This is a genomic window from Nocardia sp. NPDC055321, assembly GCF_053645575.1.
Window position 1 is genome coordinate 83156 of record NZ_JBSHMS010000023.1, and the last position, 25477, is coordinate 108632.

General features: G+C 71.8%; 5 protein-coding genes and 1 pseudogene. 2 read left to right on the forward strand and 4 right to left on the reverse strand.

What is annotated here, in order from left to right; genetic code table 11:
• Positions 1-269 precede the first annotated feature (269 nt).
• Positions 270-1775: an aldehyde dehydrogenase family protein gene (locus ACWIGI_RS31380; RefSeq protein WP_454206419.1), complete on the forward strand. Its 1506-nt coding sequence runs from the start codon at positions 270-272 to the stop codon at positions 1773-1775.
• A gap of 96 nt (positions 1776-1871) precedes the next feature.
• Here ACWIGI_RS31380 and ACWIGI_RS31385 read toward each other — a convergent pair whose 3' ends face one another.
• Positions 1872-3119 carry a TetR/AcrR family transcriptional regulator gene (locus tag ACWIGI_RS31385; RefSeq protein ID WP_454206421.1) on the reverse strand — a complete coding sequence of 416 codons (1248 nt, stop codon included), beginning with the start codon at positions 3117-3119 and terminating at the stop codon, positions 1872-1874.
• Between the two features lie 125 nt (positions 3120-3244).
• Between ACWIGI_RS31385 and ACWIGI_RS31390 the strand changes: the two genes are divergently transcribed.
• A complete protein-coding gene (locus tag ACWIGI_RS31390) occupies positions 3245-4039 on the forward strand; it encodes an enoyl-CoA hydratase-related protein (RefSeq protein ID WP_454206423.1) in 795 nt (264 codons plus the stop codon).
• Positions 4040-4135: 96 nt separating this feature from the next.
• Here ACWIGI_RS31390 and ACWIGI_RS31395 read toward each other — a convergent pair whose 3' ends face one another.
• The 3 genes and pseudogenes from ACWIGI_RS31395 to ACWIGI_RS31405 all read right to left on the reverse strand — a co-directional run.
• Positions 4136-5383, reverse strand: coding sequence for an Nramp family divalent metal transporter (locus ACWIGI_RS31395; RefSeq protein ID WP_454206425.1), 1248 nt, complete (start codon positions 5381-5383; stop codon positions 4136-4138).
• 288 nt (positions 5384-5671) lie between these two features.
• Positions 5672-6694 carry an alpha/beta hydrolase gene (locus ACWIGI_RS31400; protein WP_454206426.1) on the reverse strand — a complete coding sequence of 341 codons (1023 nt, stop codon included), beginning with the start codon at positions 6692-6694 and terminating at the stop codon, positions 5672-5674.
• Between the two features lie 211 nt (positions 6695-6905).
• Positions 6906-25370 (reverse strand): annotated as a pseudogene (locus tag ACWIGI_RS31405) (amino acid adenylation domain-containing protein); the annotation flags it as partial.
• Positions 25371-25477: the final 107 nt, after the last annotated feature.

The following is a 25477-nucleotide window of genomic DNA, read 5'->3' on the forward strand; positions in this document are numbered from 1 at the left end:
CCCCGTTTCGGCAGGTCCCCACATCCCATCCGGGATGATCCACTCCACCGTGCGCGATGTTACCGGGGCACCAGTTTCGAGGACGTTTCTTTGCCGAAGCAGCTATCTGGCAAACGTGTGCTTGGTCACAAACCGGGGGGTTTACGAATAGCCGCTGTTCCGGGCGCAGACCGGGCGGTTTGTGCCAATTTTCGTCCCTTGTCGGGTCCGCGCACCGCCCCATAGTCTGGCGGGACGGGGAGAATTTCATTGGCCACGAGAGGGTGACCATGGCCGAGTCTGCGCAGCCGCGGTCGGAATCCCATCCGCCGCGGGCCACGGTGCGCACGGGAACGGGCCGACCGAAGGTACTGACATCGTACGATCCACGCACCGGCGAGGTCGTCGGTGATTTCGCCATCATGGGCGCCGGTGAGCTGACCCGCGCGGTGCGCTCGGCTCGCACCACCGAACAGTGGTGGGCGGCACTGGGATTCGCGGGGCGGCGGCGCTGGCTGCTGGACTGGAAACGCGTGATCGCGCGCGGCACCCGGGATCTGGTGGAGCTCATCAGCACCGAGACCGGCAAACCCCGGATGGATGCCGCCATCGAGGTGACCCTGGCGGTCGAGCATCTGGATTGGGTTGCGCGCCATGCGGAGAAGACGCTGGGCCGCCCCACCCGCGCCCGGTCGTGGTTCCGCCGCACCGAACCCGGCGTGGTCGGCTACCGGCCGCTCGGCGTGGTCGGGGTGCTCGGCCCCTGGCACAATCCCGTTCTCACACCGATGAATTCGATCGCCTGCGCCATGGCCGCCGGCAACGCCGTCGTCTTCAAACCCAGCGAGCTGACCCCGGGCGTCGGCGCGTGGCTGGCCGACAGCTGGAGCAGGCTGTCCCCCAATCAGCCTGTGCTGCAGGTGGTCACCGGCGACGGCTCCACCGCCGCCGCCCTCTGCCGGGCGCGGCTGGACAAGATCGCCTACACCGGATCGGCGGCGGGCGCCCGTGAGGTCACCGCCCTGTGCGCGCAGAGCGCCACGCCCCTGGTGATCGAGCCGGGCGGGCGCGGCGCGATGATCGTGCAGGTCGACGCGCGGCTCGATCTCGCCGCGGCCGCGGCGGTGTACGGGTCCATGGCCAACGCCGGGCAGCAACCCGCGGGCGTGCACCGGGTGTACGTCGCGGAATCGGTGTACGAACCGTTCCTGGAGCTGGTGGCCGAGCAGGCCAGGCGGCTGCGCCCGGCCGCCGACCGGCGCGCCTCCTACGGGCCGATGACGCTGGACACGCAGTCCGACGTGGTCCGCCGCCAGGTGCGCGACGCCCTCACCCGGGGCGGCCGTCCGGTGGTGGGCAGTCTGGAGTCGATTCGCGAGCCCTATATCGAACCCATCGTGCTGACCGATGTTCCGGAGGTCAGCCTGGCCGCCACCGGTGAGGCCACCGGCCCGGTGCTCATCGTGAACAAGGTGGCGACCATGGACGAGGCGGTGGAGCGCGTCAACGGGCACGAAAGATCGCTCCCCGTAGCGGTTTTCACCCGGGATCTGCGCAGTGTGCCCGAGTTCGCCGAGCGTCTGCGCACCGAACTGGTGACGGTCAACGCCGCCCCGGCGTACGGGGTGCACGGACCGGGCCGGATCCGGGACACCGCGCGCTTGCGCGAATTCGCCCGGCCGCAGGCGATTGTGGAGAAGCGGCGGCGCGATCCGGTGGATATGGGGACCTTCGACCGGCATCCACAGCGACTGCGCATGGCGCGGGCGCTGTTCCGGATGCGGCATCGGGTCTGACGGGCCGGGGCGCTCGCGCCGGTGCCGGGCTACGGCGCGCACGCCGGTGACGAGCCCGGCGCCCGGTCCGGATGACGGACCCGGCACCCGGGCCGGCTAGTTCTCCGGCTCGGCCCGGTTGGCGGCGTCCGCGCCCAGCAGGACCGCGCTCATCAGCGCCGCCACCCGGGCCAGTTGCGCGGGACGCGGATCGAAGCGCAGGCGGCGGCCGACGTCGACGACCTGACCGATGGCGGCGTGCACGCGGAATCGCGCCTCCACCTGATCGCCCTCGAGCAGGTTGGCCCATTCCAGGACGTTCTGCCGCTGGATCGACCGCAGCCGATGCTGTTCGGAGGCGGGCAGATTGGAGAATTCGGCGAAGTACACCGGCAGGATCTCCGGCATGTGGAAGGTCATCCGGGCGAAGCGGTCGGCGATGCGCACGGCGGCGTCGGAGCGGCTGGTGGCCTCCGAGAGCGCCTCGGCGTTGGCGATGGCCACGCGCTCGCCGGTGCGATGGAAAGCCGCGGCCAGCAGGTCGGCCTTGCTGGCGAAGTATCGGTACACGCTGGAGGCGTTGATGCCCGCGGCCGCGCCGATCTCCTCGATGCTGGCCTCGTGATAGCCCTGGCGGCCGAAGATGCGGATGGCCTCGGTCAGCAACTGCTCGCGCTTGGAGATGACGGGGAGCCCGCGCACGATCGGGTCGCCGGCGGGCATGGGCGGCACCGGCGGCAGGTCGGCGCGCAGGATGTCCCAGCAGATCTCGTTGAGCAGGCCGACCAGGCGGGTGTTGGACAGGGCCGTGCGATGTGCGGTGACGCTGCCGATCGCGCTGAGCACGGCGGCCGCGCGCAGGCTGATGTCGGCGGGCTCGGCGTCGGGGTACAGCGCGGCGATGGCCGCTTCCATGGTGGCGTGCAGTTCGGTGTAGATGACGCGGATGCGCGCGCGGTCCTCGCGTTCGAGGTAGCGGCGTTCCCAGCGGTACAGCCCGCCCTCGCGACGGCAGTCGATGGTGTATTCGGTGATGCCGCGGAACAGCGCGGTGAGTCGCGGTTCCGGTTCGAGGGTCGGGTCGTCGGCGGCCTTGGCGGCGTCGAGCAACTGCTGGGCGCCCATTTCGGCGGCGGCGACCAGCATGGCGTACTTGTTGTGGAAGTGCCGGTACAGCGCGGGTCCGGAGATGCCGACCTCGGCCGCGATCTCGTCCACTCCGACGGGGTGATAGCCCCGCTCAGCGAAGGCTCGCGCGGCCACCCGCACGATCTGCGCCTTGCGATTCTTGGGTCGCCGTCGGGGGCCGGGCTCGGCGGCCGGTCGCGCATCGGCGAGGCCCACCTCGCTGCGATCGGCGACCATGCACTTTCTCCTTCCGTACGGCACCGGCTGTTGACAGTGCCGGACGAGTCACCCTAAGTTAACCACAATTCGCACAGCTGAACACATCGCGCGGGCTAATTCGCCGCACGCGGGCAGGAGTACCGATGAGCATTGCCGCGACGACCCCGGGCTACACCGCCGTGCTCGACGGGCGGGTGCTGCGCATCACCATCACCAATCCCAAGCGCAAGAATGCCATCGACTACGACACCATGGTCGGTCTCGGCGAAACCGTGCTGGCCGCGGCGGCGGAACCGGCCGTGCGGGTGATCGTACTGACCGGCGAGGGCGGCGACTTCTGCACGGGCGCGGATCTGTCTGCCAGTCCCGGTGAGGCGGCGCGGGGCATCACGCCGGAGATGACCATGGTCGCGGCGAATCGGATGATCAAGGCGATCGTCGACGCCCCCGTTCCGGTTATCGCGCGGCTACGGGGTGCGGCGGCGGGGGTCGGGGTGGCGTTCGCGCTCGCGGCGGATCTGACCTACGCCTCGGACGACGCGTACCTGCTGCTGGCGTTCATCAATATCGGGCTCATGCCCGACGGCGGCGCGGCGGCCATGGTCGCGGCCGCCGCCGGTCGCCCGCTCGCCGCGGAGATGGCGCTGCTGGGTGAGCGGCTGCCGGTGAGCAAGGCGCTCGAGCACGGGCTCGTCACGGGCGTGCTGTCCGCGGACGAGTTGGACGCCAAGGTCGAGGCGGCGGCGGACAAGCTCGCGCACGGGCCGCGCCGGGCCATCGAGCTCACCAAGCGCGCGCTGAACGGCGCGGCGCTCACGTCGCTGGACGGGGCGCTGGCCGCGGAGGCCGAGGGTCAGGTGGAGCTGCTGCGCTCCCCCGATTTCGCCGAGGGCGCGACGGCGATGCTCGGCAAGCGCAAGGCGGTCTTCGCGCAGTAGCCGTCGGCGGCAGGGCGATTCGGCCGCGCCGCGGGTACCCCGATGTACGAAGTCGCTCGCTCCCACTACGGAGCGAGCGACTTCGCTTGCGCCGGCCTAGTTTCCGGTGATCGTCAGGTAGATCAGCGCGATGTTCAGCGCCGAGATGACGGCGGCCACCAGCCAGGCCAGCGCGGTGGTGAGGCGGCGATTCACGTCGTCGCCCATGAGGGTGCGGTCGGCGGTGAAGCGCACCAGCGGGATCAGCGCGAACGGGATGCCGAAGGACAGCACCACCTGCGAGACGATCAGCGCCCGGGTGGCGTCGACACCGAGCGCCAGGACGACCAGGGCGGGGATCAGGGTGACGACGCGGCGCACCAGCAGCGGGATGTGGCGGCGCAGCAGGCCCTGCATGATCATCGCGCCGGCGTAGGCGCCGACGGAGGTGGAGGCCAGGCCCGAGGCGAGCAGACCGACCGCGAGCAGCAATCCGGCGGCGGGACCGAGGGTTTCGCGCACCGCCGCGTGCGCGGATTCGATGGAGTCCACGCCGTCGCGCCCGCGCAGGGTGCTCGCGGCCATGAGCAGCATGGCCAGGTTCACCGTGCCCGCCAGCAGCATGGCCAGGCCGACGTCGTAGCGGGTGATGCGCAGCAGCCGGACGCGCGCCGGACCGGGTTCGGGGGTGCCGTGCCGGTCCCGGGCGAGCCCCGAGTGCAGGTACACCGCGTGCGGCATGACGGTGGCGCCGATCATGGCGGCGGCCAGCAGCACGCTCTCGGTGCCGTCGAAGCGCGGCACGAGGCCGCCGAGGGTGCCGGAAACCGAAGGGGGCGAGATGAACACCGACGCCAGGAAGCCGACGGCGATGACCGCCAGCATGCCGATGATGATGCGCTCGAAGGGCCGCTGCCCGCGCCGGTTCTGCACCGCGAGCAGGGCGAGCGAGACCAGCCCGGTGATCAGGCCGCCGAGCAGCGGCGGCAGGCCGAACAGCAGATGCAGCGCGATGGCCCCGCCGACGACCTCGGCGAGATCGGTTGCCATGGCGACGGTTTCGGCCTGCGCCCAGTAGGCCAGCCGGACCGGGCGGCTCGCCCTGTCGCGCACGGCTTCCGGCAGCGACAGCCCGGTGACCAGTCCGAGTTTGGCCGACAGGAACTGCACGAGCCCGGCCATGACATTGGCCATGACGATGACCCACACCAGCAGGTACCCGAACTGCGCTCCCGCGCTGATGTTCGAGGCCACGTTGCCCGGGTCGACGTAGGCGATGGCGGCGACGAACGCCGGTCCGAGCAGCACCGCGGCCGAACGCACGCGGTGCGGTTGCCTACGGCGCGCGGCCTGCTCGGTCTCCACCCCGAGATTTTAAGGCCAACCAAACTTTTGTTTGAGTCGACCCCACAAAGTTGGCGGGTCGATCGAGGACCGCAAGCTCACGACCCACATCCGACTCCCCCACAGCACGAGTTCGGCCGCCCCGCCCCGAAGGGCGAAGCGGCCGAAAGCAACAACTGATCTCGTGAGATCGGGGTAACTCCCCGGGTACGCCCGAAACGGGTGCCGCACCGGACCGCACTACGCGAGCGAATCAGTCAACGGCTCCCATGCCGGGCGCTGAATATTCGGGGAGGCGGGAAGGCCTACTTACAATCCGAGGCCGCGGGCGAGTACCGGCCAGGAGGCGATGAACTCGTCGTTCCAGTAGCCCCACGAGTGGGTGCCGCTGCTGCGGAAGTTGTACGTGGCCGGGATGTTCAGCGAATCCAGCTTGTTCTTGAGGTTCGCGGTGCAGTAGTTGGTGCCCGCCTCGATGACGCCGCCGATGATCAGCTGGTTGGCGAGGCCGTAGCTGCCCGGCAGGGTGTACGGGCCGTTGAGTCCGTCCCACTGGCCGGGCAGGCCGTTGCCGGTGGAGATGTACAGGTCGGTGCCGCGCAGCTTCTCGGCGTTGATGACCGGATCGTTCTCGGCCCACGCCGGGGAGTTCTCGGGGCCGAACATGTTCTCCAGCTTGCCGCCGCCCCAGGTCTCGACGGTCAGGCGCATGAACTCGCGGCCGACCGGATCGGCGAACTGGGCGCAGCCGCTGTACGCGGCGGCGGCGCGGAACAGGCCGGGCTTGGCCTCGGGCAGCGAGAGCACGGTGGTGCCGGAGGTGGAGATGCCGGCGATCGCGTTCACGCCGTTGGTGCCGAGGGCGCCGTCGACGAGCGGGGGCAGTTCCTCGGTGAAGAACGTCTTCCACTTGTTGCGGCCGAGCGTCGGGTCGTCCTGCTGCCAGTCCATGTAGTAGGACCACTTGCCGCCGATGGGCTGCACGACGTTGACGTTCTTGTCGGCGAGGAAGCCGTTGACGATGTTGGTCTTCTTCACCCAGGAGGCGTCGTCCTGGCCGCCGCCCGCGCCGTTGAGCAGGTAGAGGGTCGGGCGCGGTTCGGAGGTGTCGGCGGGCCGCTGCACGTCGACGGGGAAGGTGGCGTCCATGGCCGCGGAGTAGACGTACAGCCGGATGTTGCGGCCGTCCTTCATCTCCGCCTTGGTGATCTTCGACCCGTCCGGTGCGACCGGATCGCCCAGCAACTTCTTGTTGTCGATGATCGGATCAGCAGCGGCGGTGGGGGTGCCGACACCGGTCACCAGACCGGTGAGTACTGCCGTCACGGCCATGAAAGCGGCGGTGCGGGCACCGCGCCTGCGACTTGCAAGCCGAGTGCGGACATGTCGACGAATCAAGTTTCACACCTTCACTATCGGTTCGTGTGCCGGTAGATCTACCCCGCATTCGGGTTCTCGACCGGATGTCCGGCCGGACTCGCAGCGCATACGGGCCTCGGGTGGAGACCCTACGGGCTATCCCATCGTGACGGTAGCCGATGCGTTACGAATTGACCGCGCGTCCATGTTCGGCAAGTCCGCCGAGGGCCTGCACCCAGCCTTCCACGAGCTTCTTGATCTGTTCGAGGTCCAGGACCGCACCGGCGAAGTCGAAGCGGGCGACCAGGCCGTCCTGGGTGGTGTCGACGGTGACGTCCAGGTACAGATCGTCGGCGACCGGTTCCGGATACACCCGGGCGGGTCGCAGATCGCGGTAGCGGAAGCCGATGCGGCCCACCGGGAGCGCCGCGGTCTCGGCGGCAGTGTCGGGGTTCAGGTGCCGGAGCAGTCCGAAGCCGACGCCCTGCGAGGGCACTTCGCGGCAGTGGTCGCGGATCTGTTCGATGACCGATCCCGCGGCGTCGCCGCCCCGGCGAACCTCGGCGTAGTCCACGCCCGTGAGGCGCAGCGCGAACGGGTACGCGGTGCTGAACGCGCCGACGGTGCGGTGCCCGGCTTTGTCGCCGGGGACGCGGCCGTCGGCGACGAGCCGGACCACCGATCCGATGGCGTGCCTGGACGATTCGACGCTGTCGTCGAGCAGGGCGACCGCGAGGGCGCCGAGCAGGACCTCGTCGATGGTGGCGTGGTAGCGGCGGGCGACCGTGTCGACGGCGGCCGCGCCTTCGCCGGTGATGGAAACCGACACCCGGCCGCGGCCGACGGGGCCGTCCTCGCCGCCGAGGGCCTGTTCGAGGTCCATGCCGGGTTCGGCGCCGGTGAGTGTGGCTCGCCACCAGGGCAATTCGCCGAGGGTGTCCGATTCGGCGGCGCGGTCGGCGAGGGCGGCGGCGATGCCGAGCGGGTGTGCGTCCGCGCTGGGCGGGGTGGCGTGGCCGCCGGACCAGGAGGCGGTGAGGTCTTCGATGATGGTGCGCCAGGAGGTGTCGTCGACGACGAGGCCGTTGGCGACCACGACCAGTACGGCGGCGGGCCGGTCCCCGGCTTCGACACCCGGGTCGGCTTCCACGCCGGCCATGAGCACGAAGCGGATGTTGCGGCCCTTCTCCGGGTCCATCTCGGCGGCGGCCGCGTGGATCACCGCTTCGATGGGGTCGCCGACGGCCTCGACGGACGGATCGAGTTGCCACACCACGGCATCCCCGCGGCTGGGCGCGCCCGGAATGTCCATGGCCACGGCGTCGCCGTCGCGGCGTAGTCGGGACCATAGCGCGGGATGTCTGTCCAGCAGGGTGGCGACCGAACGCCGGACCCGGGTCCCGGACACGTCGGCCGCGATGTCGAGCGTGATGGCCCGCACCCACAGCCCCGAGGGCTCGACCTCGAGCAGGCTCACCGCACCGGCGGGGAGCGCGGACACCTTGCCGACCGCGGTGAGCCGCGGGCCGGCGGGCGGAGCGGCGGCCGGAGCCGGCTCGGCGGATGCGGCGCGTTCGTCGGCGGCGATGTCGCCGGGCGCGTCCACCGCATCGTCGGCGTTGGAGATGGCAGCCGCCCGGTCGTTCTCGACGGCGGCATCGGGCCGGTCACCGTCAGCGGCGAAGTCGCTGCGGGCGGGAACGTCCGAGGACCGAACGGCACCGTCGGCGGTCTCGCGGAGGGCACCGGTGCCGGTCTGCGGGGCCACGGCTGTCCGGTCCGCACGCGAGCCCGCGTCGGCGAAGTCGCCGCGAGCGTCCGACGGACCGACCGAACCATCGGCGGTCTCGCCGTCAGCGCCGGTCTGTGTGGTGGCTGTCCGGTCGGCACCGAACGCGGTCTGTTCCCCGCCCCGGTGCGCGGTGTCCGCGCCCCGCTGCGGGGCGATCGGCTCCCCGAACCCCGAGAACGCCTTGTCCACGGACGGTTCCGGCGCGGGCTCGGAGTCCACCGGCGGCCCGAAGACCCCGGCTCCCGCACCCACCCCGGTATCGGAGCGGTATGCCTCGGCGAGCGCGCGGTCCGCGGCGGCGCTGGCGCGCTGCGCCTCGGCTTCGTCGAATTCCGCCGCGGGCGAGAGGTTCTCCCCCGCCGCATCCGCGACCGCGTCGGCCTTGTAGGCGTCGGCCAGGGCCCGGTGATCGATCTCATCCGGCGCCACGTCGTCGGCGGCGAACCGGGATGCGGCGGCGCCCCGGTCTTCACCGGCGGCCGAGTGGGCCGTTCCGCTCAACCGCCAGTCGTTCTGCTCCACATCGGAATCCGCGCGGAAGGCATCCGCCGCCGCATGGTCCGCGGCGCTGTCCGGGCGCTCGCTCACGTCGCTACCGGAGCGCGCGGGCAGCGCGCCCACCGAATCGCCCTGCGACCCCGCCCGATAGGCGTCGGCCAGCGCGCGATGGTCTATCTCGTCGATCGAGTCGTCGAATCGCGCGGGCGCGTCGGCCCCGCCGAAGTCCGCCGATCCACTCGGTTCCCGCCCGCCCGGCAGCGAAATACCTTCGCCCGCGGCCGAGTAGGCCAGTCCCCCGGCTCGCCACGCGGCGTCCTCCGCCGACAGGTCGGCCTTGTAGGACTCGGCCAGCGCCCGCTCGTCCGCCGGATCGGGTGCCTGTTCCCGGCCGTCCGCGTCGTCGAACCGCGCCGCGGCAGGCGTAACCCCACCGGGTTCCACCGCCCCGAACCGGTAGGCGTCGGCCAGCGCCCGCTCGTCGGCCGCACTCGGGGCGCGCCCCGCCTCGGCCGGGCCCTCGTCCCCGAATCGGTCCCGGCTCGGGTCAACGGCCTCGCCTCCGAAGCGCTGCGGCACAGCACGATCCACCGGCTCGGCGGTCTGCCCACCGAGCGCCCCGGACCGGTAGGCGTCCGCCAGCGCCCGCTCGTCGGCGGGATCGGGAGCGTGCTCCTCGTCCGCTGCAGCGAACCGCGAGGTGGAGGGAGTAACCGCTTCGGGAGCGACCGCACCCGAGCGATAGGCGTCGGCAAGCGCGCGCTCGTCCTCTGGATCGGGGGCCCGCTCGCCACCCTCGGCGTCACGGAAACCCCGCGCCGCAGCAGCGGCGGATTCGAAATCGGTCGCGCCGCGACGCGACTCCGGGTCTGCGGCCTCGCCGCCGAAACGCTGCGGCACAGCACGATCCACCGACTCGGCGGGCTGCGCACCAACGGCACCGGACCGATACGCATCGGCCAGGGCCCGCTCGTCGGCCGGGCTGGGGGCCTGCGCCTCGCCCTCTACATCATCGAAACGGGATGCGCCGGGCGCGAAGTCGTTCGGGGATGTAGCACCCGAGCGGCGAGCTTCCGCCCACGTGCGATCGTCGGGTGCGCCCGGGGCACGAGCCTCATCCGCCCTCGCACCCGCGATGCTGGACGACGCCGACTCGGCGACATCGCCGCCGAAACGCTGCGGCACAGCACGATCCACCGGCTCGGCGGGCTGCGCGCCAACGGCGCCGGAGCGGTACGCGTCGGCGAGGGCGCGTTCGTCGGCGGGGCTCGGGGCCTGTGCCTCGGACTCCGCGGCATCGAATCGGGGTGCGGCGGGCGCGGACTCGTTCGAACCCGGTGCGGCGGGGCGATGGGTGTCGGCCGGACCGTGGGGGTCCGTGGGGGTCCGGGGGGCGGGGGGTGAGACCGCGGGGACTCGGGGGGCGAAGTCGGGGCCCAGGGTCGAGGGGTCCACCGCGCGTAGCTTCACGCTGGTGGGGGGTCCGTCGGACTTGATCACCGGGAGGACCTGGGTGGTGGCCCAATCCTCGTTGTTGTCGGTGAAACTCGTGCTGGGGGGCGCGGACCGGTCGGATCTGGAGGGTCTGGGCTCGGTGCGGGGCGGGAGGTCGCGGCGCGCGGTCACCGGGGTCGCGGGGCGACCGGCGGCGGACGGCGAGCCGGACGCGAGGATCCCGAACTCGGGGCGGGGAGCCGGCGCGGCGGCCGCGGCCGCCCGGGCGCGCGCCAGGTACTCGGCGTCGAACTCGTCGGCGGGCGCGGTGTGGTCCAGGTACTCGATCTCCCAGTCCACGGTGGCCAGCGCGGCGTTGCCGTTGCGGGCCTTGGGCGCGGCGTACCAGCGCACCAGGTCACCGGTGCGGAGCATCCGCGAGCCGGGGGCGCCCCAGGGGTTGGCCACGAAGCGCACGGCGGTGGTGGCGCGGCGGGCGAGATACCCGCGGGCCAGGGCGGGACCGGTGAGGTAGAGCTCGCCGGGCACGCCGGGCGGCACCGGGTTGAGGCGGTCGTCCAGGATCAGGGCCGACAGGCCGTCGACCGGATGGCCGATGGTCAGGTGCCGGCCGGGGGCGGGCTCGCCGACTGTGGCCACGACGGTGGTTTCCGCCGGGCCGTGCAGCTGCCGGAAGGCGCGTTCGGGCCGCTGCCAGGAGCCGACCAGCTCCGGGCCGCTCTGTCCGCGCACCGCGATCAGTCGCACCCCGGGCAGCGATCCCGGATCGAGCGTGTCGGCGATCCGCGGGGTCAGCAGGACATGGGTGACCTGTTCGGCGCGGATCACGTCGGCCAGTGCCTGCCCCTCGGTGGCGGCGGCGGGCGCGATGACCAGCGTGGCCCCGATCTCGAAGGCGGACAGCCATTCCAGGACCGAGAGATCGTCCGCGGGACTGCCCGCGTGCAGCACTCGGCTGGCGGTGTCGAGACCGAACCGGTTCACGACCGAGTCGAGCAGGCCCTGCGCACCGGCGTGCGTGACGACCACGCCGCGGGTGCCCGCGGTGTGCACGACGTAGGCGGGATGGCCCGCGCGCAGCGGCGCGTTGCGATCGGCGTCGGTGACCGGGTCGGTGGCCTCGGCCACGCACCGGGCGTCGGTGTCGGCGTCGTCCAGGCACAGCCAGTCGACCGTGGCCGGCAGCACCGGCAGGAACGCCTTGACCGTGATACCCACGGCCGCACCGGATTCGGTGATCCGCTGCGCCGCGAGGGCGGCGTCGGTCGGATCCACGGGCACGTACGCGCCACCGGACTTGGATACCGCGAGCACGGCGGCCACGGCCTCGAACGACCGCGGGAACGCCACGGCGACCAGGGTTTCCGGCGCCACCCCGCGATCGATGAGCACCCGCGCGAGCTGCGAGGAGTAGTCGTCGAACTCGCCGTAGGTCAGCGAATGCCCGCGATAGCGCACCGCGACCCGGTCCCGGCCGAGCCGGGCTCCGGCGGCCAGCAGGTCCGGCAGCAGCCGGGTGGCCGGCGCCGGATCCTCTACCCGCGTGAGCAGTTCGTATTCGTCGTCACCGAGCAGCGGCAGATCGCCGATGGGCGTCTCGGAGCTGGTGACCACGGCCGCGAGCAGTCGCACGAAGCGGTAGGCGAACACGTCCACGGTCTCGTCGTCGAACAGGTCCCGCGCGAAACTCAGCGTGGCGAACAGCCCGGCGTCGTGGTCGGCGCGCTCGCGAATGCTCAGCGCCAGATCGGTGGCGGTGTACTCGATCCCGGAATCCAGGGTGCTGATCCGCAATCCGGGCAGCTCGAACTCGGTCTGCTCCGGGCGCTGGAAGGACAGCGACACCTGCGCGGTCCCGACCGGCAGCTCGGGCTGGGCGAACGCCTCGGCCTGGGCGTCACCGGCGCGCGCGAGCAGCTGCGCGAACTTCAGGTGTCCCTCGACCCGGGTGTTCAGCACCACGGTGTTGGCGAAAACGCCCACCGCGTCGTGCAATCCGGCTGCGTCCCGCCCCGACACCGGGGTGCCGATGGCGATGTCCGCGGTTCCGGTCAGCCGGGCCAGGAACAGCGCCAGCGCGGTGTGCACCACGGAGAACAGGGTGGTGCCGTGCTGGCGGGCGATGCGATCGAGCCCGCGGTGGATGGCGGCGTTGACGGGGAACCGCACGCTGCCGCCGCGATGGCTCGCGATCGCCGGGCGCGGCCGGTCGCCGGGCAGCGTCAGTTCGGTGAATCGGCGGGTGTCCGTGCGCAATCCGGTGTGATCGACCGATCGCATCGGCAGCGCGGCCCAGCGCGGTCCGATGCCGGTGACGCGGGATTCGTACGCGGTCACCAGATCTCGCACCATCGGGCCCACCGAGCCCGCGTCGGCGCTGATCGCGTGGACGACCAGGCCGAGCACGTGTTCGATCTCGCCGCCCAGATCGACGCGGAAGAGCTCCGCGCGCAGGGGCAGTTCGGCGGCCACGTCGAAGCGCCGGGTGAGCAGTCGTTCGAGCCGATCGGGCAGGGTGTCGACGTCGATCAGTTCGGGGGTGACCTTGGGCGCGATCTGCACGCCGGGCAGCACCCGCTGGTAGACCTCGCCCTCGACCACCGGGTACAGGGTGCGCAGCGATTCGTGCCGCCGCACCACGTCCCCGAGGGCCTGTTCGAGGGCTCCGGCGTCGAGCTCTCCGGTGAAGCGAAGCACGATAGGCAGGTTGTCGACCGCCGAGCGCTCGCGGGACCAGATGCGCTGCTGGGCCGGGGATACCGGAACTCGCACGGTTTCCTCCGATTCGCCGCGTTCTCGGTCGGCGCGTTCGATGAGCTCCGCCAGCTTCGGTCCGATATCGGCGAAGGCTTCGGCGGTCGTCATGAGCTGATGTCGAGTCTCGACCGGGTATTCACCGATGGGTCCGGTGACGTACGGTCGCCAGTCCGCGGCCGAATGCGGTTGTCCCGCACCATCTCGGCCGAAGGTGGCCCGGAAGAGTTCCAGGGGGCCGTCGAGCACGGCGTGCCGGTACTCGGAGCCGAGTTCCATGCTGCGCACCGCACCGCGGTAGATCTGCTGGAAGCGTTCCAGCGTGAGCACCGCCAGGTCGGCGGGGATGGCGGCGTGCACCGCGGCGAGCGCGTCGCCGTCGAGGTTGCGCAGGTCGCCGTCGGGGAAGGCGTCGGGTCCGACGCCGACCTGGGCGAGTTCGTCGCGCAGCGAACTGCGGAAGTCGGTGAACTCGGTCTCGGGGTAGGAGTCCAGGATCGCGACCAGGTCGACCCGCTGCCCGTCGGCCTCCAGTTCGGTGGCGATGGCGTGCGCCAGAATGCCGCCGAGTGAGTAGCCCAGGACCCGGTACGGGCCTTCCGGCTGAATCTTGCGCATCTCGGTTACGTAGCGCCGCACCACGTCTCGCAGCGTGGCGGGATCCCAGTCGGCTTCGGTCAGCGCGGGCGACTGCAGGCCGAGGATCGGCTGGTCGTCCGGCAGGAACCGGGTCAGGCCCGCGTAGCACCAGGACATGCCCGCCATGGGCGGCGCGCAGAACAGCGGCGTGCGCGTGCCGGTGGCCCGGATGGGCAGTACGACCTGGAGTCCGGCCTCGGAGTCCTCGTCGTAGTCGTGTTCCCCGGCCAGCGCGGTCATGATCTGCCCGCTGAGCCCGCCCACGGTGGGGTCGGTGAAGAACCAGGCCACCATGACCTGCGCGCCGGTGAGGGTCCGCAGCCGGCTGACGACCTGGGTGGCCAGCAGCGAGTTGCCGCCGAGGGAGAAGAAGTCGTCGTCCAGGCCGACGCGTTCGATGCCGAGCGCCGCGCCGAAGGCGTCGGCGACGGTCTGCTCCAATGCCGTTCCGGGTGCGCGGTATTCACGGGCGGCGCCCTCGGGTTCGGGCAGCGCCTTGCGATCGAGCTTGCCGTTGACGTTGAGCGGCAGAGCGTCGAGCACGACGAAGGCGGCGGGCACCATATAGGAGGGCAGGGCCTCGGACAGCGCCGATTTCACCCGCGCCACCTCGATGTCCGAGCCGACCAGGTAGGCGACGAGCCGGTCCCCGGTGTGCGGATCGGACTTGGCCAGCACCGCGGTCCGGTCGATCTCCGGCAGCGCGAGCAGCGCGGCCTCGATCTCGCCGAGTTCGATGCGGAAGCCGCGGATCTTCACCTGGAAGTCGGTGCGGCCGCGATAGTCCAGCTCGCCGTTGGGATTCCAGGCCACCAGGTCGCCGGTGCGGTACATCCGCGTGCCGGGCGCGCCGAACGGATCGGCCACGAACCGGTCGGCGGTGAGATCCGGCCTGGCGAAGTAGCCGCGCGCCAATTGCGCTCCGGCCAGGTACAACTCGCCCGCCACCCCGGCCGGGACCGGCCGCAGCCGTGCGTCCAGCACGTAGACGCGGCTGTTCCACTCGGGCGCGCCGATGGGCACCGACACCTGGTCGGCGGGGCTCACCCGATGGCTGGTGATGGACACCGCCGCCTCGGTGGGCCCGTACAGGTTGAACAGTTCGACCTGCGGGAACGCGGTCCGGTACCGCTGGGCCAGCGCACCCGGCAGCGCCTCGCCGATGGCCAGCACCCTGCGCAGGGCGCCGGCGCCGGTCGCGGTGGCGTCGGCCAGCAGTGCGTCCAGCATGGACGGCACCACGTGCAGCGTGGTGACCTGCTCACGCCGCACGAGCTCGTTCAGGTAGGCCGGATCGCGGTGCCCGTCCGGCGCGGCGATGACGAGCTGTCCGCCGCAGACGGCGGCGGACCAGAACTCCCAGACCGACAGGTCGAAGGTGGCCGCGGTCTTGAGCAGCACCGCGTCGTCGGAGCCGAGCGCGAATTCGGCGGTCTTCCAGAGCAACTGGTTGACGATGGCCGCGTGCGGCACCGCCACGCCCTTGGGCCTGCCGGTGGAACCGGAGGTGAAGATGACGTACGCGGTGTGCTCGGGACGCAGCGGCGCGATCCGCTCCGCGTCGGAGATCGGCTCGCCCGCAACCGCTTCCAGATCCAATTCGTCGAGCCGGACGACCGGCGCGAGATCGGTGCGGAAGCCGGCGTCGGCGTCGGTCAGGACGCACACCGGCGCGACGGTCTCCAGGATGTACCCGGTGCGCTCGGCGGCCTGGTCCGGATCCAGCGGTACGTACGCGCCACCGGCGAGGGTGACCGCGTACATGGCGACCACCAGGTCGGCCGAACGCCGCAGCGCCAGCGCCACCCGCGATTCCGGGCCGACCCCGGCCGAGATCAGGTGCCGGGCCAGGCGGTTGACCCGCTCCCCCAGCTCGGCGTAGGTCAGATCGTCGCCGGAGGCGTCCTCGAACAGGGCGATGGCCGAGCCGTGCCGGGCCACGCTCGCGGTGAGCAGCGCGGCCAGCGTCGTCGGATCCGTCTCGTGCGCGGTCGCGTTCACGTCGCGGACGAGTTCGCCGTACTCGGTGTGGGTCAGCAGGTCGTAATCGCCCACCGCGGCGGCCGGATTCGCCACGATGGCGTCCAGCAGGCGCATGAAGCGATCGGCGAAGCCCTGCACGGTGGCGCGATCGAACATGTCGGCCGCGTAGGTGACCAGACCCGTGATGCCGGCCGCCGCACCGGATTCGTCGTGCGCGTCGGTGATCAGGAAGTGCAGATCGAACTGCGACAGTTCGGTGTCCACCGCGACCGGCGCGACCGAGAGCCCGGGCAGTTCCAGTCCGGCCTTGGCCAGGTTCTGGAACGAGAGGCCGACCTGGAACAGCGGATGCCGCGCGGTGGAGCGCACCGGGTTGAGCACCTCGACCAGCCGCTCGAAGGGCACGTCCGCGTTGGCGAAGGCCGCGATGTCGGCGGCGCGCTGCTGGGCGAGCAGCTCGGTGAAGGGGACGGCGCCGTCGACGCGGGAGCGGAAGACCAGGGTGTTGACGAACATGCCGACCAGGTCGTCCAGCACCGCCTCGCCGCGACCGGCGATGGGCGTGCCCACCGCGATGTCGTCGGTGCCCGAGAGCCGGGCCAGCAGGACCGCGAGCGCGGTGTGCACGACCATGAACAGCGTCGCGCCCTCGGCGCGCGCGAGGTTGAGCAACGCCTGGTGCGTCGCGGCGTCGACGCGGATCTCGGCGGTGTCGCCGGCGAAGGACTGCACGGCGGGCCGGGGCCGGTCGGCGGGCAGGTCCAGCTGGTCGGGCAGCCCCGCCAGCGCCTGCTTCCAGTAGCCGAGCTGCTGTGCGGCAAGCGATTCCGGGTCGTCCTCGCGGCCGAGCACCTCGCGCTGCCACAGCGAGTAGTCCGCGTACTGCACCGCGAGCGGCGCCCAGCCCGGCTCGACACCGCTGGTGCGGGCCGCATAGGCGATCATCAGGTCGCGGGTCAGCGGGCCCAGCGACCAGCCGTCGGAGCTGATGTGGTGCGCCACCATCACGAACACGTGCTCGGGCGTGCGGTCGCCGTTGTCGATGCGGAAGAGCTTGACCCGCAACGGAACCGCGGCGGTCACGTCGAACGGGCTCAGGAACAGGCCCGCGACCCGCTCGAGGATGTCGGCCGATTCGATGGTCTCGGGCGCGAGGTCCGGGGCGAACCGCCCGACCGGCAGCACCACCTGGTGCCCGACGCCGTCGATCTCCGGATACACCGTGCGCAGGGTCTCGTGCCGGGTCACCACGTCGGCGACGGCCGCCTGTAGCGCCGCGACGTCGAGTTCGCCGATGAGCCGCAGCGCGATCGGCAGGTTGTAGGCGACCGAAGCGTTGTCGAGCTGGTTCAGGAACCACATGCGCTGCTGCGCCATGGACAGCGGAACCCGATCCGGCCGTTCGACGGCCGTGAGCGCGCGGCGCGCCCCGGCGCCGCGGTGCTGTTCCACCGCGACCGCGAGCCCGCTCACGCTCGCCGCCTCGAACAGCACGCGCACGGGCACGTGGATGTCGAGGGCGGCGCCGAGCCGGGCGGCGACCTGGGTGGCGATCAGCGAATTGCCGCCGAGATCGAAGAAGTCGTCGTCGGCGCCGACGGCGCGCTCTAGTCCGAGCGCGTCGGCGAACACCCCGGCGACGATCTCCTCGACCGGAGTCGACGGCGCGCGGAAGGGCCGGATCTCGATGTCCGGGACCGGCAGCGCCTTGCGGTCGAGCTTGCCGTTCGCGTTGAGCGGCAACGTGTCCAGCACCACCAGCGCGGCGGGCACCATGTAGGACGGCAGCAGGCCGGACAGGTGGGCGCGCAGGTCCGCGAGGTCCGGCTCCGCGCCGGGCACGGGCACCACGTAGCCGATCAGCCGGTCGCCGGTGTGCTCGTCCGAGCGCACCAGCGTGACGGCCTGGGCCACCGACTCGTGTGCGACCAGCGCCGCCTCGATCTCCCCGAGTTCGATGCGCTGACCGCGCAGCTTGACCTGGAAGTCGGTGCGGCCCAGGTACACGATCGCCCCGTCGGCGTCGCGGGTGACCAGGTCGCCGGTGCGGTACATCCGCTCGCCGCGGCCGAAGGGGTTGGCCACGAACCGATCCGAGGTCAGATCGGGGCGGCCGACGTAGCCGGTGGCCAGCTGATCGCCCGCGAGGTACAGCTCGCCCGCGATGCCGGGCGCGACCGGGTGCAGGCGCGCGTCGAGCACGTACGCCCGCGCGTTCCACACCGGGCCGCCGATCGGCACCGCGCCCGAGACCTGCTCGGGCACCGGCGCGTAGGTGGCGTGCACCGTGAATTCGGTGGGGCCGTACAGGTTGTGCAGTGCGGCCGAGCCGACCCGGCGGAAGGCGTGCACCGCGTCGGCGGTGAAGGCCTCACCGGCGATGAGCAGGGCGCGCAGCGAGGTGAGCGCGTCCGGCGCGGCGCTGCTCGCGAAGACGCTGAGCATGGACGGCACGAACGAGGTGAGCGTGACCCGGCGCGCGGCGATCACCTCGGCGAGGTACTGCGGATCGCGGTGTCCGTCCGGGCTCGCCACGACCATGCGGCCGCCGACGGCCAAGGGCCCGAACAGTTCCCACACCGAGACGTCGAAGGTCGCGGGGGTCTTGAACAGCACCACGTCGTCGGCGTCGATGCCGTATTCGGCGGTGATCCAGCGGATCTGGTTGACCACCGCGGCGTGCGGCACCGCCACGCCCTTGGGCCGGCCGGTGGAACCGGAGGTGAAGATGACGTAGGCGGTGTTCGAGGCCCGCAGCGGCGCACGGCGTTCGGCGTCCGCGACCGGGGTGCCGGCGAAGCCGGACAGGTCCTCGGAGTCGATGTCCAGCACCGGGTGCTCACCCGCGTCGAAGCCGTCGCGACCGGTCGACAGCACGCACACCGGGGCGGCGGTGTCCAGGACGTGGCCGTTGCGCTCGGCGGGCTGATCCGGGTCCAGCGGCACGTACGCGCCGCCGGCCTCCAGGACCGCGTACATGGCGACGACGAGATCGACCGAGCGCCGGATGCCCAGGGCCACCAGGGTTTCCGGCCCGACGCCGGCCGCGATCAGGCGGCGGGCCAGCCGGTGCACGCGTTCGGCGAACTCGCCGTAGGACAGACTCGTCCCCTCGGCGATCAGCGCGGGCGCGCCCGGGGTGCGCGCGACCTGCTCGGCGAACACCGAGACCAGGGTCGCCGCGGGCGGCAGGCCCACGCCGGTGGCGTTCCAGTCGGCGAGCACGCGCTGGCGCTCGTCGACCGCGAGCAGGTCGAAATCGCCGACCGGCGTCTCCGGGTGCGCGGCCACCGCGACCAGCACCCGGCGGAAGCGGTCGGCGAAGCTCTGCACCGTGGCCGGCCCGAAAATGTCGGTGGCGTAGGTGAACACGGCCGTCAGCCCCTGCGCCGCACCGTCGTCCCCGAGCTGCTCGACCACCGAGAGCTGCAGGTCGAACTTGGCCAGCGGCACGTCCAGGTCGACCGAGGCCACCGCCAGACCCGGCAGCTCCAGCTCGGTGCGCGCCATGTTCTGGAAGGTCAGCATGGTCTGGAACAGCGGATGCCGGGCCTGCGAGCGCGCCGGGTCCAGCAGCTCGACGAGCCGTTCGAACGGGACGTCCGCGTGCCCGAAGCCCTCGATGTCGTTGTGCCGCACCGCGGCCAGCAGGTCACCGAACGTGGCGGCCGGGTCGACGTCGGTGCGCAGCACCAGGGTGTTGACGAACATGCCGATGACGCCGTCGAGTTCGGCCTCGCCGCGACCGGCCACCGGGGTGCCGACGGCGATGTCCCGGGAGCCGGACAGCCGGGCCAGCAGCACCGCCAGGGCCGCGTGCACGACCATGAACAGGGTCGAATTGTGTTCCTGCGCGGTGCGATTCAGTTCGGCGTGCACGTACCGGTCGATGTCGAAGACCAGGGTCGCGCCCCGGCCCGAGGCCACCGCGGGCCGCGGGTGGTCCAGCGGCAGGTCCAGCTGATCGGGCAGTCCGGCCAGCGTGGCCCGCCAGTAGGCGACCTGCCGGGCGAGCGCGGAGTCGGGATCCGATTCCGCGCCGAGGGCCTCGCGCTGCCACAGCGCGTAGTCGGCGTACTGCACCGGCAGCGGCTCCCACCGCGGCGCGCTGCCCTGCACCCGGTCGAAGTAGGCGGTCATGAGATCGCGCGTGAGCGGGCCCATGGAGAAGCCGTCACCGGCGATGTGGTGCACGACCGCGACCAGCACGTGCTCGGTCGCGGAGATCCGCAGCAGGCCGATCCGCAGCGGCGGCGCGGCGGTCACGTCGAAACCGGCGATCGCGTCGGCGGCGACCAGATCCGCGATCTCGTCGGCCCTGACGTCCACGACCGGGAGTTCGGGCAGCGCCCGGGGATCGGTGACCGGCAGGATCAGCTGGTAACCCTCGCCGTCGAGTTCGGGGTACAGCGTGCGCAGCACCTCGTGCCGCTCGACCACGTCGTGCAGCGCGGCCCGCAGCACCCCGGCGTCCAGATCGCCGGTGAGCCGGACCACGAACGGCAGGTTGTTGACGCCGCTCTCGGGATCGAAGCGGTTGAGGAACCACATGCGCTGCTGCGCGTAGGACAGCGGCACCCGCTCGGGGCGCGGCATGGGTCGCAGCGGTTGCGCGGCAGCGGAATCCGCGTGCTCGGCCAGGTAGGCGGCCAGCTGCGCGACGCTCGGCGCGGCGAACAGCGCGCGCACCGGAACCCGGGCGCCGAGGGCGGCGCCGAGCCGGGCGACCACCCGGGTGGCGCTGAGCGAGTTGCCGCCGAGTTCGAAGAACTCGTCGTCCGCGCCGACGCGGTCGAGGCCCAGGACCGTCGCGAACACCTCGGCCACGACGCTCTCGGTTCCGGCGGCGGGCGCACGGTAGGCGCGGGCCTGGAACTCCGGTTCCGGCAGCGCCTTACGGTCGAGTTTGCCGCTGGCGTTGAGCGGCATGGCGTCGAGCCGCACCACGGCCGAGGGCACCATGTACGAGGGCAGCGCCTCGCGGGCGGGCGCGAGCAGCGCGGCGTCGTCGGGCGCGGCGCCCGGTTCGAGCACCACGTAGGCGACCAGTCGATCGCCGCCCGCGCCGCGCACCAGCGACACCGCGGCCCGGTGCACGCCGGGATGCGCGAGCAGCACGGTCTCGATCTCGCCGAGTTCGATGCGTTGACCGCGCAGCTTGACCTGGAAGTCACTGCGCCCCAGGTACTCCAGGGCCTGTCCGGTCCAGCGCACCACGTCGCCGGTGCGGTAGAGCCGCTGCCCGCCGTCGTGCGCGACGAACCGCTCCGCGGTGAGCGCGGGCGCGCCGGAATAGCCGCGCGCCAATTGCACACCGGCGACGTACAGTTCGCCGGCCGCGCCCGGGGGCACCGGCCGCAACTGGCGATCCAGCACGTGCACACGGGTATTGGCGACCGGGCTGCCGATGGGCACCGCGAGCCCGGTGACCTCGCGGGCGGGATGGGCGGTGACCACGGTGGCCTCGGCGGGGCCGTACCAGTTCAGCAGTTCGGCGCCGGGCAGCCGGTCCGCGCACTTGGCGGCGGTCTCGGCGGTCAGCGCCTCACCGGCGGCGAAGATCCGCCGCAGCGTGGCGAACCCGGCGGGGCCGGTGACGCCGTCCAGGAAGGCGTCCAGCATGGACGGCACGAAATGCACGGTGCCGACGCCGTATTCGTCGATGACCCGGGCGAGGTACGCGGGATCGCGGTGCCCGTCCGGCTCGGCGATGACCACGGCCGCGCCGGTCTGCAACGGCCAGAACAGCTCCCAGGTGGAGATGTCGAAGGTGATGGGCGTCTTGTGCAGCACCACGTCACCGGGGCCGTGCGGGTATTCGCGCTGCGCCCAGCGGAACTGGTTGGCCATCTGCCGGTGCGTGATCATCACGCCCTTGGGGCGGCCGGTGGAGCCGGAGGTGTAGATGACGTACGCGGCGTTGTCCGGGCGCACCTGCGCGGCGGCGGCCACCACTGGTACCCCGCTGCCCGAGGTGAGCGCTTCCAGGTAGAACAGCGGTGTGCCGGTGGCGGTTTCGAACTCCTCCACCCGGCGGGTGAGCACGCAGACCGGTGCGGCGCTCTCGAGCACGTACTCGTTGCGCTCGGCCGGATGGTCCGGATCGACCGGCACGTAGGCGCCCCCGGCGCGCAGCACCGCGTAGACCGCGACCACGAGGTCGATGCCGCGCCGCAGCGCGACCGCGACCCGCGACTCCGGCCCGACCCCGCGCAGCCGCAGTTCCTCGGCCAGAATCCGCGAGCGCGCGTCGAGTTCGGTGTAGCTCAGCGTGGTGTCCCCGAACCGAACCGCGACGGCCTCGGGGGTCCGCGCGACCTGCGCGTCGAACAGCGACAGCAGCGTCGAATCGTCCAGCAGGTCAGCGACTTCGGTGTCGTTGACCGCGGCCAGCGCGGTGCGCTCGGCGGCGGTGAGCGCGTCCACGTCGGCGACTCGCGCGTGCGGATCGCTGCCGAAGCGTTCCAGCAGCAGCGCGAGCCGCTGCGCCAGCGCCCGCGCGGCCGGCTCGTCGAAGACGTCCCGCAGGTACTTGACCTGGATGTGCAGCGTGTCCGCAGCGGGCAGCACCATGACCGTCACCGGGTAGTGCGTGCCGTTGGCCATCTGCGTACCGAGCAGATCCACCCCGGCGACGGGCGCGGCGGCCTCGGCCAGCCTCTCCCCGTCCACCGGGAAGGAGGCGAAGACCACCAGCGAGTCGAAGAGTCCTTCGACGCCGATGGTGTCCTGAATCTCGCTGAGCCCCAGGTAATGATGCTCCAGCAGCCCGGCCTGTTCGCGCTGCAGCAGGCGCAGCAGCCCGGCGAGGGTGTCGGCGGCCCGCAACCGCACGCGCACCGGAATGGCGTTCAGGAACAGCCCGACCATGGTCTCGATACCCGCGAGCTGCGGTGGGCGGCCCGACACGGTGGCGCCGAACACCACGTCGTCGCGGTCGGTGCTGCGGCCGATGAGCAGACCCCACGCGGCCTGGACGATCGTATTGACGGTGACGCCCGCCTCGGCGGCGACCCGGCCCAGCGCGGCGGTCTCGGTCGCGGACAACTCGAATTCGATCTGGCCGATGCCCTCGGTGATCACCCGGGAGCGGTCGGCGGGTGCGATCGGGGTCGGCTCGGTGATACCCGCCAGCACCTCGCCCCAGGCCGCGCGTGCGGCGTCCCGGTCCTGTCCGGCAAGCCATTCCAGGTAATCCCGGTAGGGGCGGGCGGGCAGCTGCGCGGCGGCGTCGCCGAGCGCGTAGAAGGCGAACATGTCCTGCATCAGCAGCGGCATGGACCAGCCGTCGATGAGGATGTGGTGGCTGGTGGCGACCACCCGGTAGGCGTCGGCGCCGGTGCGAATCAGGGTGAAGCGCAACAGCGGCGCGGTGGCCATGTCGAAGTGCTCGGCCATGTCGTCGGCCAGGATGCGCTCGACCGCCGCTGCGGCGTCCTCGGGCTCGGGCGTCCCGAGATCCACGAAGCGCCAGGGCACGTCGAGTCCGTCGACGACGACCTGGACCGGATCGCCGTTCTCGTCCTCGGCGAAGGCGACCCGGAGATTCTGATGCCGGTCCAGCACGGCCTGCGCGGCCGCGTGCAACCGCTCGATGTCGACCCCGCCGCCGATGTCCACGGTGAACTGGGTCATGTAGGCGTCGACCGAGGATTCGGCGAGCAGCGCGTGGAACAGCATGCCGGACTGCAGCGGCGTCAGCGGCCACACCTCGGCGAGATTCGGGTACTCCCCGCGCAGCCGCTCCAGATCCGCCGCGGACGGCTCCGGCAGTGTCCCGGGGGTGAATTCCGGTTCGGCCCCGGCCTCTTCGGCGATCAGCGCCAGATCGGCGACCGTGCGGGTCTCGAACAGATCCTTGGGTTTGAAGGCGACGCCCCGCGCCCGGGCCCGGGAGACGATCTGGATGGCGGTGATGGAGTCGACGCCGAGCGCGAAGAAATCGTCGTCGAGACCGACGCGGTCGAGCCGCAGCACCTCGCCCACGATGCCGGCCAGCAGCTGTTCGGTCGCGCTCTGCGGGGCACGGTATTCGCGTTCCTGCAGAACGGGTTCCGGCAGTGCGCGGCGATCCAGCTTGCCGGCGGGGGTCAGCGGGATGCGATCCAGCGTCATGATCGCGGTCGGCACCATGTGCGCGGGCAGGCTGCGCTCGGCCAGCGCGGTGAGCTCCTCGACCGCGACCTCGGCGTCGTCGACGGCGTGCACGTAGGACACCAGCACCGTTGCGCCCGTGGGCAACCGGTGCCCGACGGTGACGGCGAGATCGATACCGGGGTGTTCGGCCAGCACGGCGTCGATCTCACCGAGCTCGATCCGGAAACCGCGGATCTTCACCTGGAAGTCGTTGCGGCCCATGTATTCGACTTCACCGGCCGCGTTCCAGCGCACCAGGTCGCCGGTGCGGTAGAGCCGGGAACCACCGGTGTCGAAGGGATTCGCGACGAAGCGCGCGGCGGTGAGCGCGGACTGCCCGTGGTAGCCGCGCGCCAGATGCGCTCCGGCGACATACAGTTCGCCCACCACGCCGGTCGGGACCTGCCCGAGCCGTTCGTCCAGAACGTATTCCACGACACCGGGAATCGGCGCGCCGATGGTCACCGGGCGATCCGGCAGCAGCTCGGCCATATTGGTCATGACCGTGGCCTCGGTGGGCCCGTACGCGTTCCAGAACCGGCGGGCGCCGGTTGCCCAGCGCTGCACCAGATCCGGCGGGCACGCCTCACCGCCGGTGACGACCACCCGCAACGCGGGCAATCCACTGGCATCGACCGACGCCAGCGCGGCGGGGGTGATGAAGGCGTGGGTGACCTGCTCGCGCTCGAGCACCGCGGCCAGTTCGGCGCCGCCGTACACGGTCGGCGACACCACCACCATGGTGGCCGCGCCGCCCAGCGCCAGCAGCAGCTCCAGGACCGAGGCGTCGAACGACGGCGTCGCGAAGTGCACGGTGCGCGATTCGGCGGTGACCTCGTACCGCTCGCGCTGCACCTCGCAGAAACCCGCGAGGCCCGCGTGCGTGACGACGACGCCCTTGGGCTTACCGGTGGACCCGGAGGTGTAGATGACGTAGGCCGGATGTTCGGCCCGCAGCGGGCGCACCCGCTCGGCGTTGGCGATGGCCTCGGTCGAATAGTCGCCCTCGGGGCCGTCGATGACGACCCATTCGACGAGTCCGGGCAGATCACCGACCGTATCGGCGACGGTCAGGCCCAGTACGGCCCCCGAATCGGAGACCATGTGCGCGACGCGATCGGCCGGGTAGTTCGGGTCGACGGGCACGAATCCGGCGCCGGACTTGGCCACCGCCCAGACCGCGACGACCGACTCCAGCGAACGCCGGATGCCGATAGCGACCAGATCCTCCGGCCCGACGCCGCGCTCGATCAGCCGGCGCGCGAGCCGAGTGGACCGCTCGTCGAGTTCGGCGTAGGACAGCCGCGCGAGCGTGGCCTCGCCGTCGGCGAGCACGAGGGCGGCGCCGGCCGGATTGGCCTCCACCGCGGTCGCCATGAGCTGCGGCAACGTGGGAATACGCGGCCGCCGGGTGCGGGTGGGCCGGACTCGAGCCGTGCGGGTCATGCGCACACCGCCCGCGTCTCGTAGTGCCGGTCCCCGACCACCCGAATCATGAA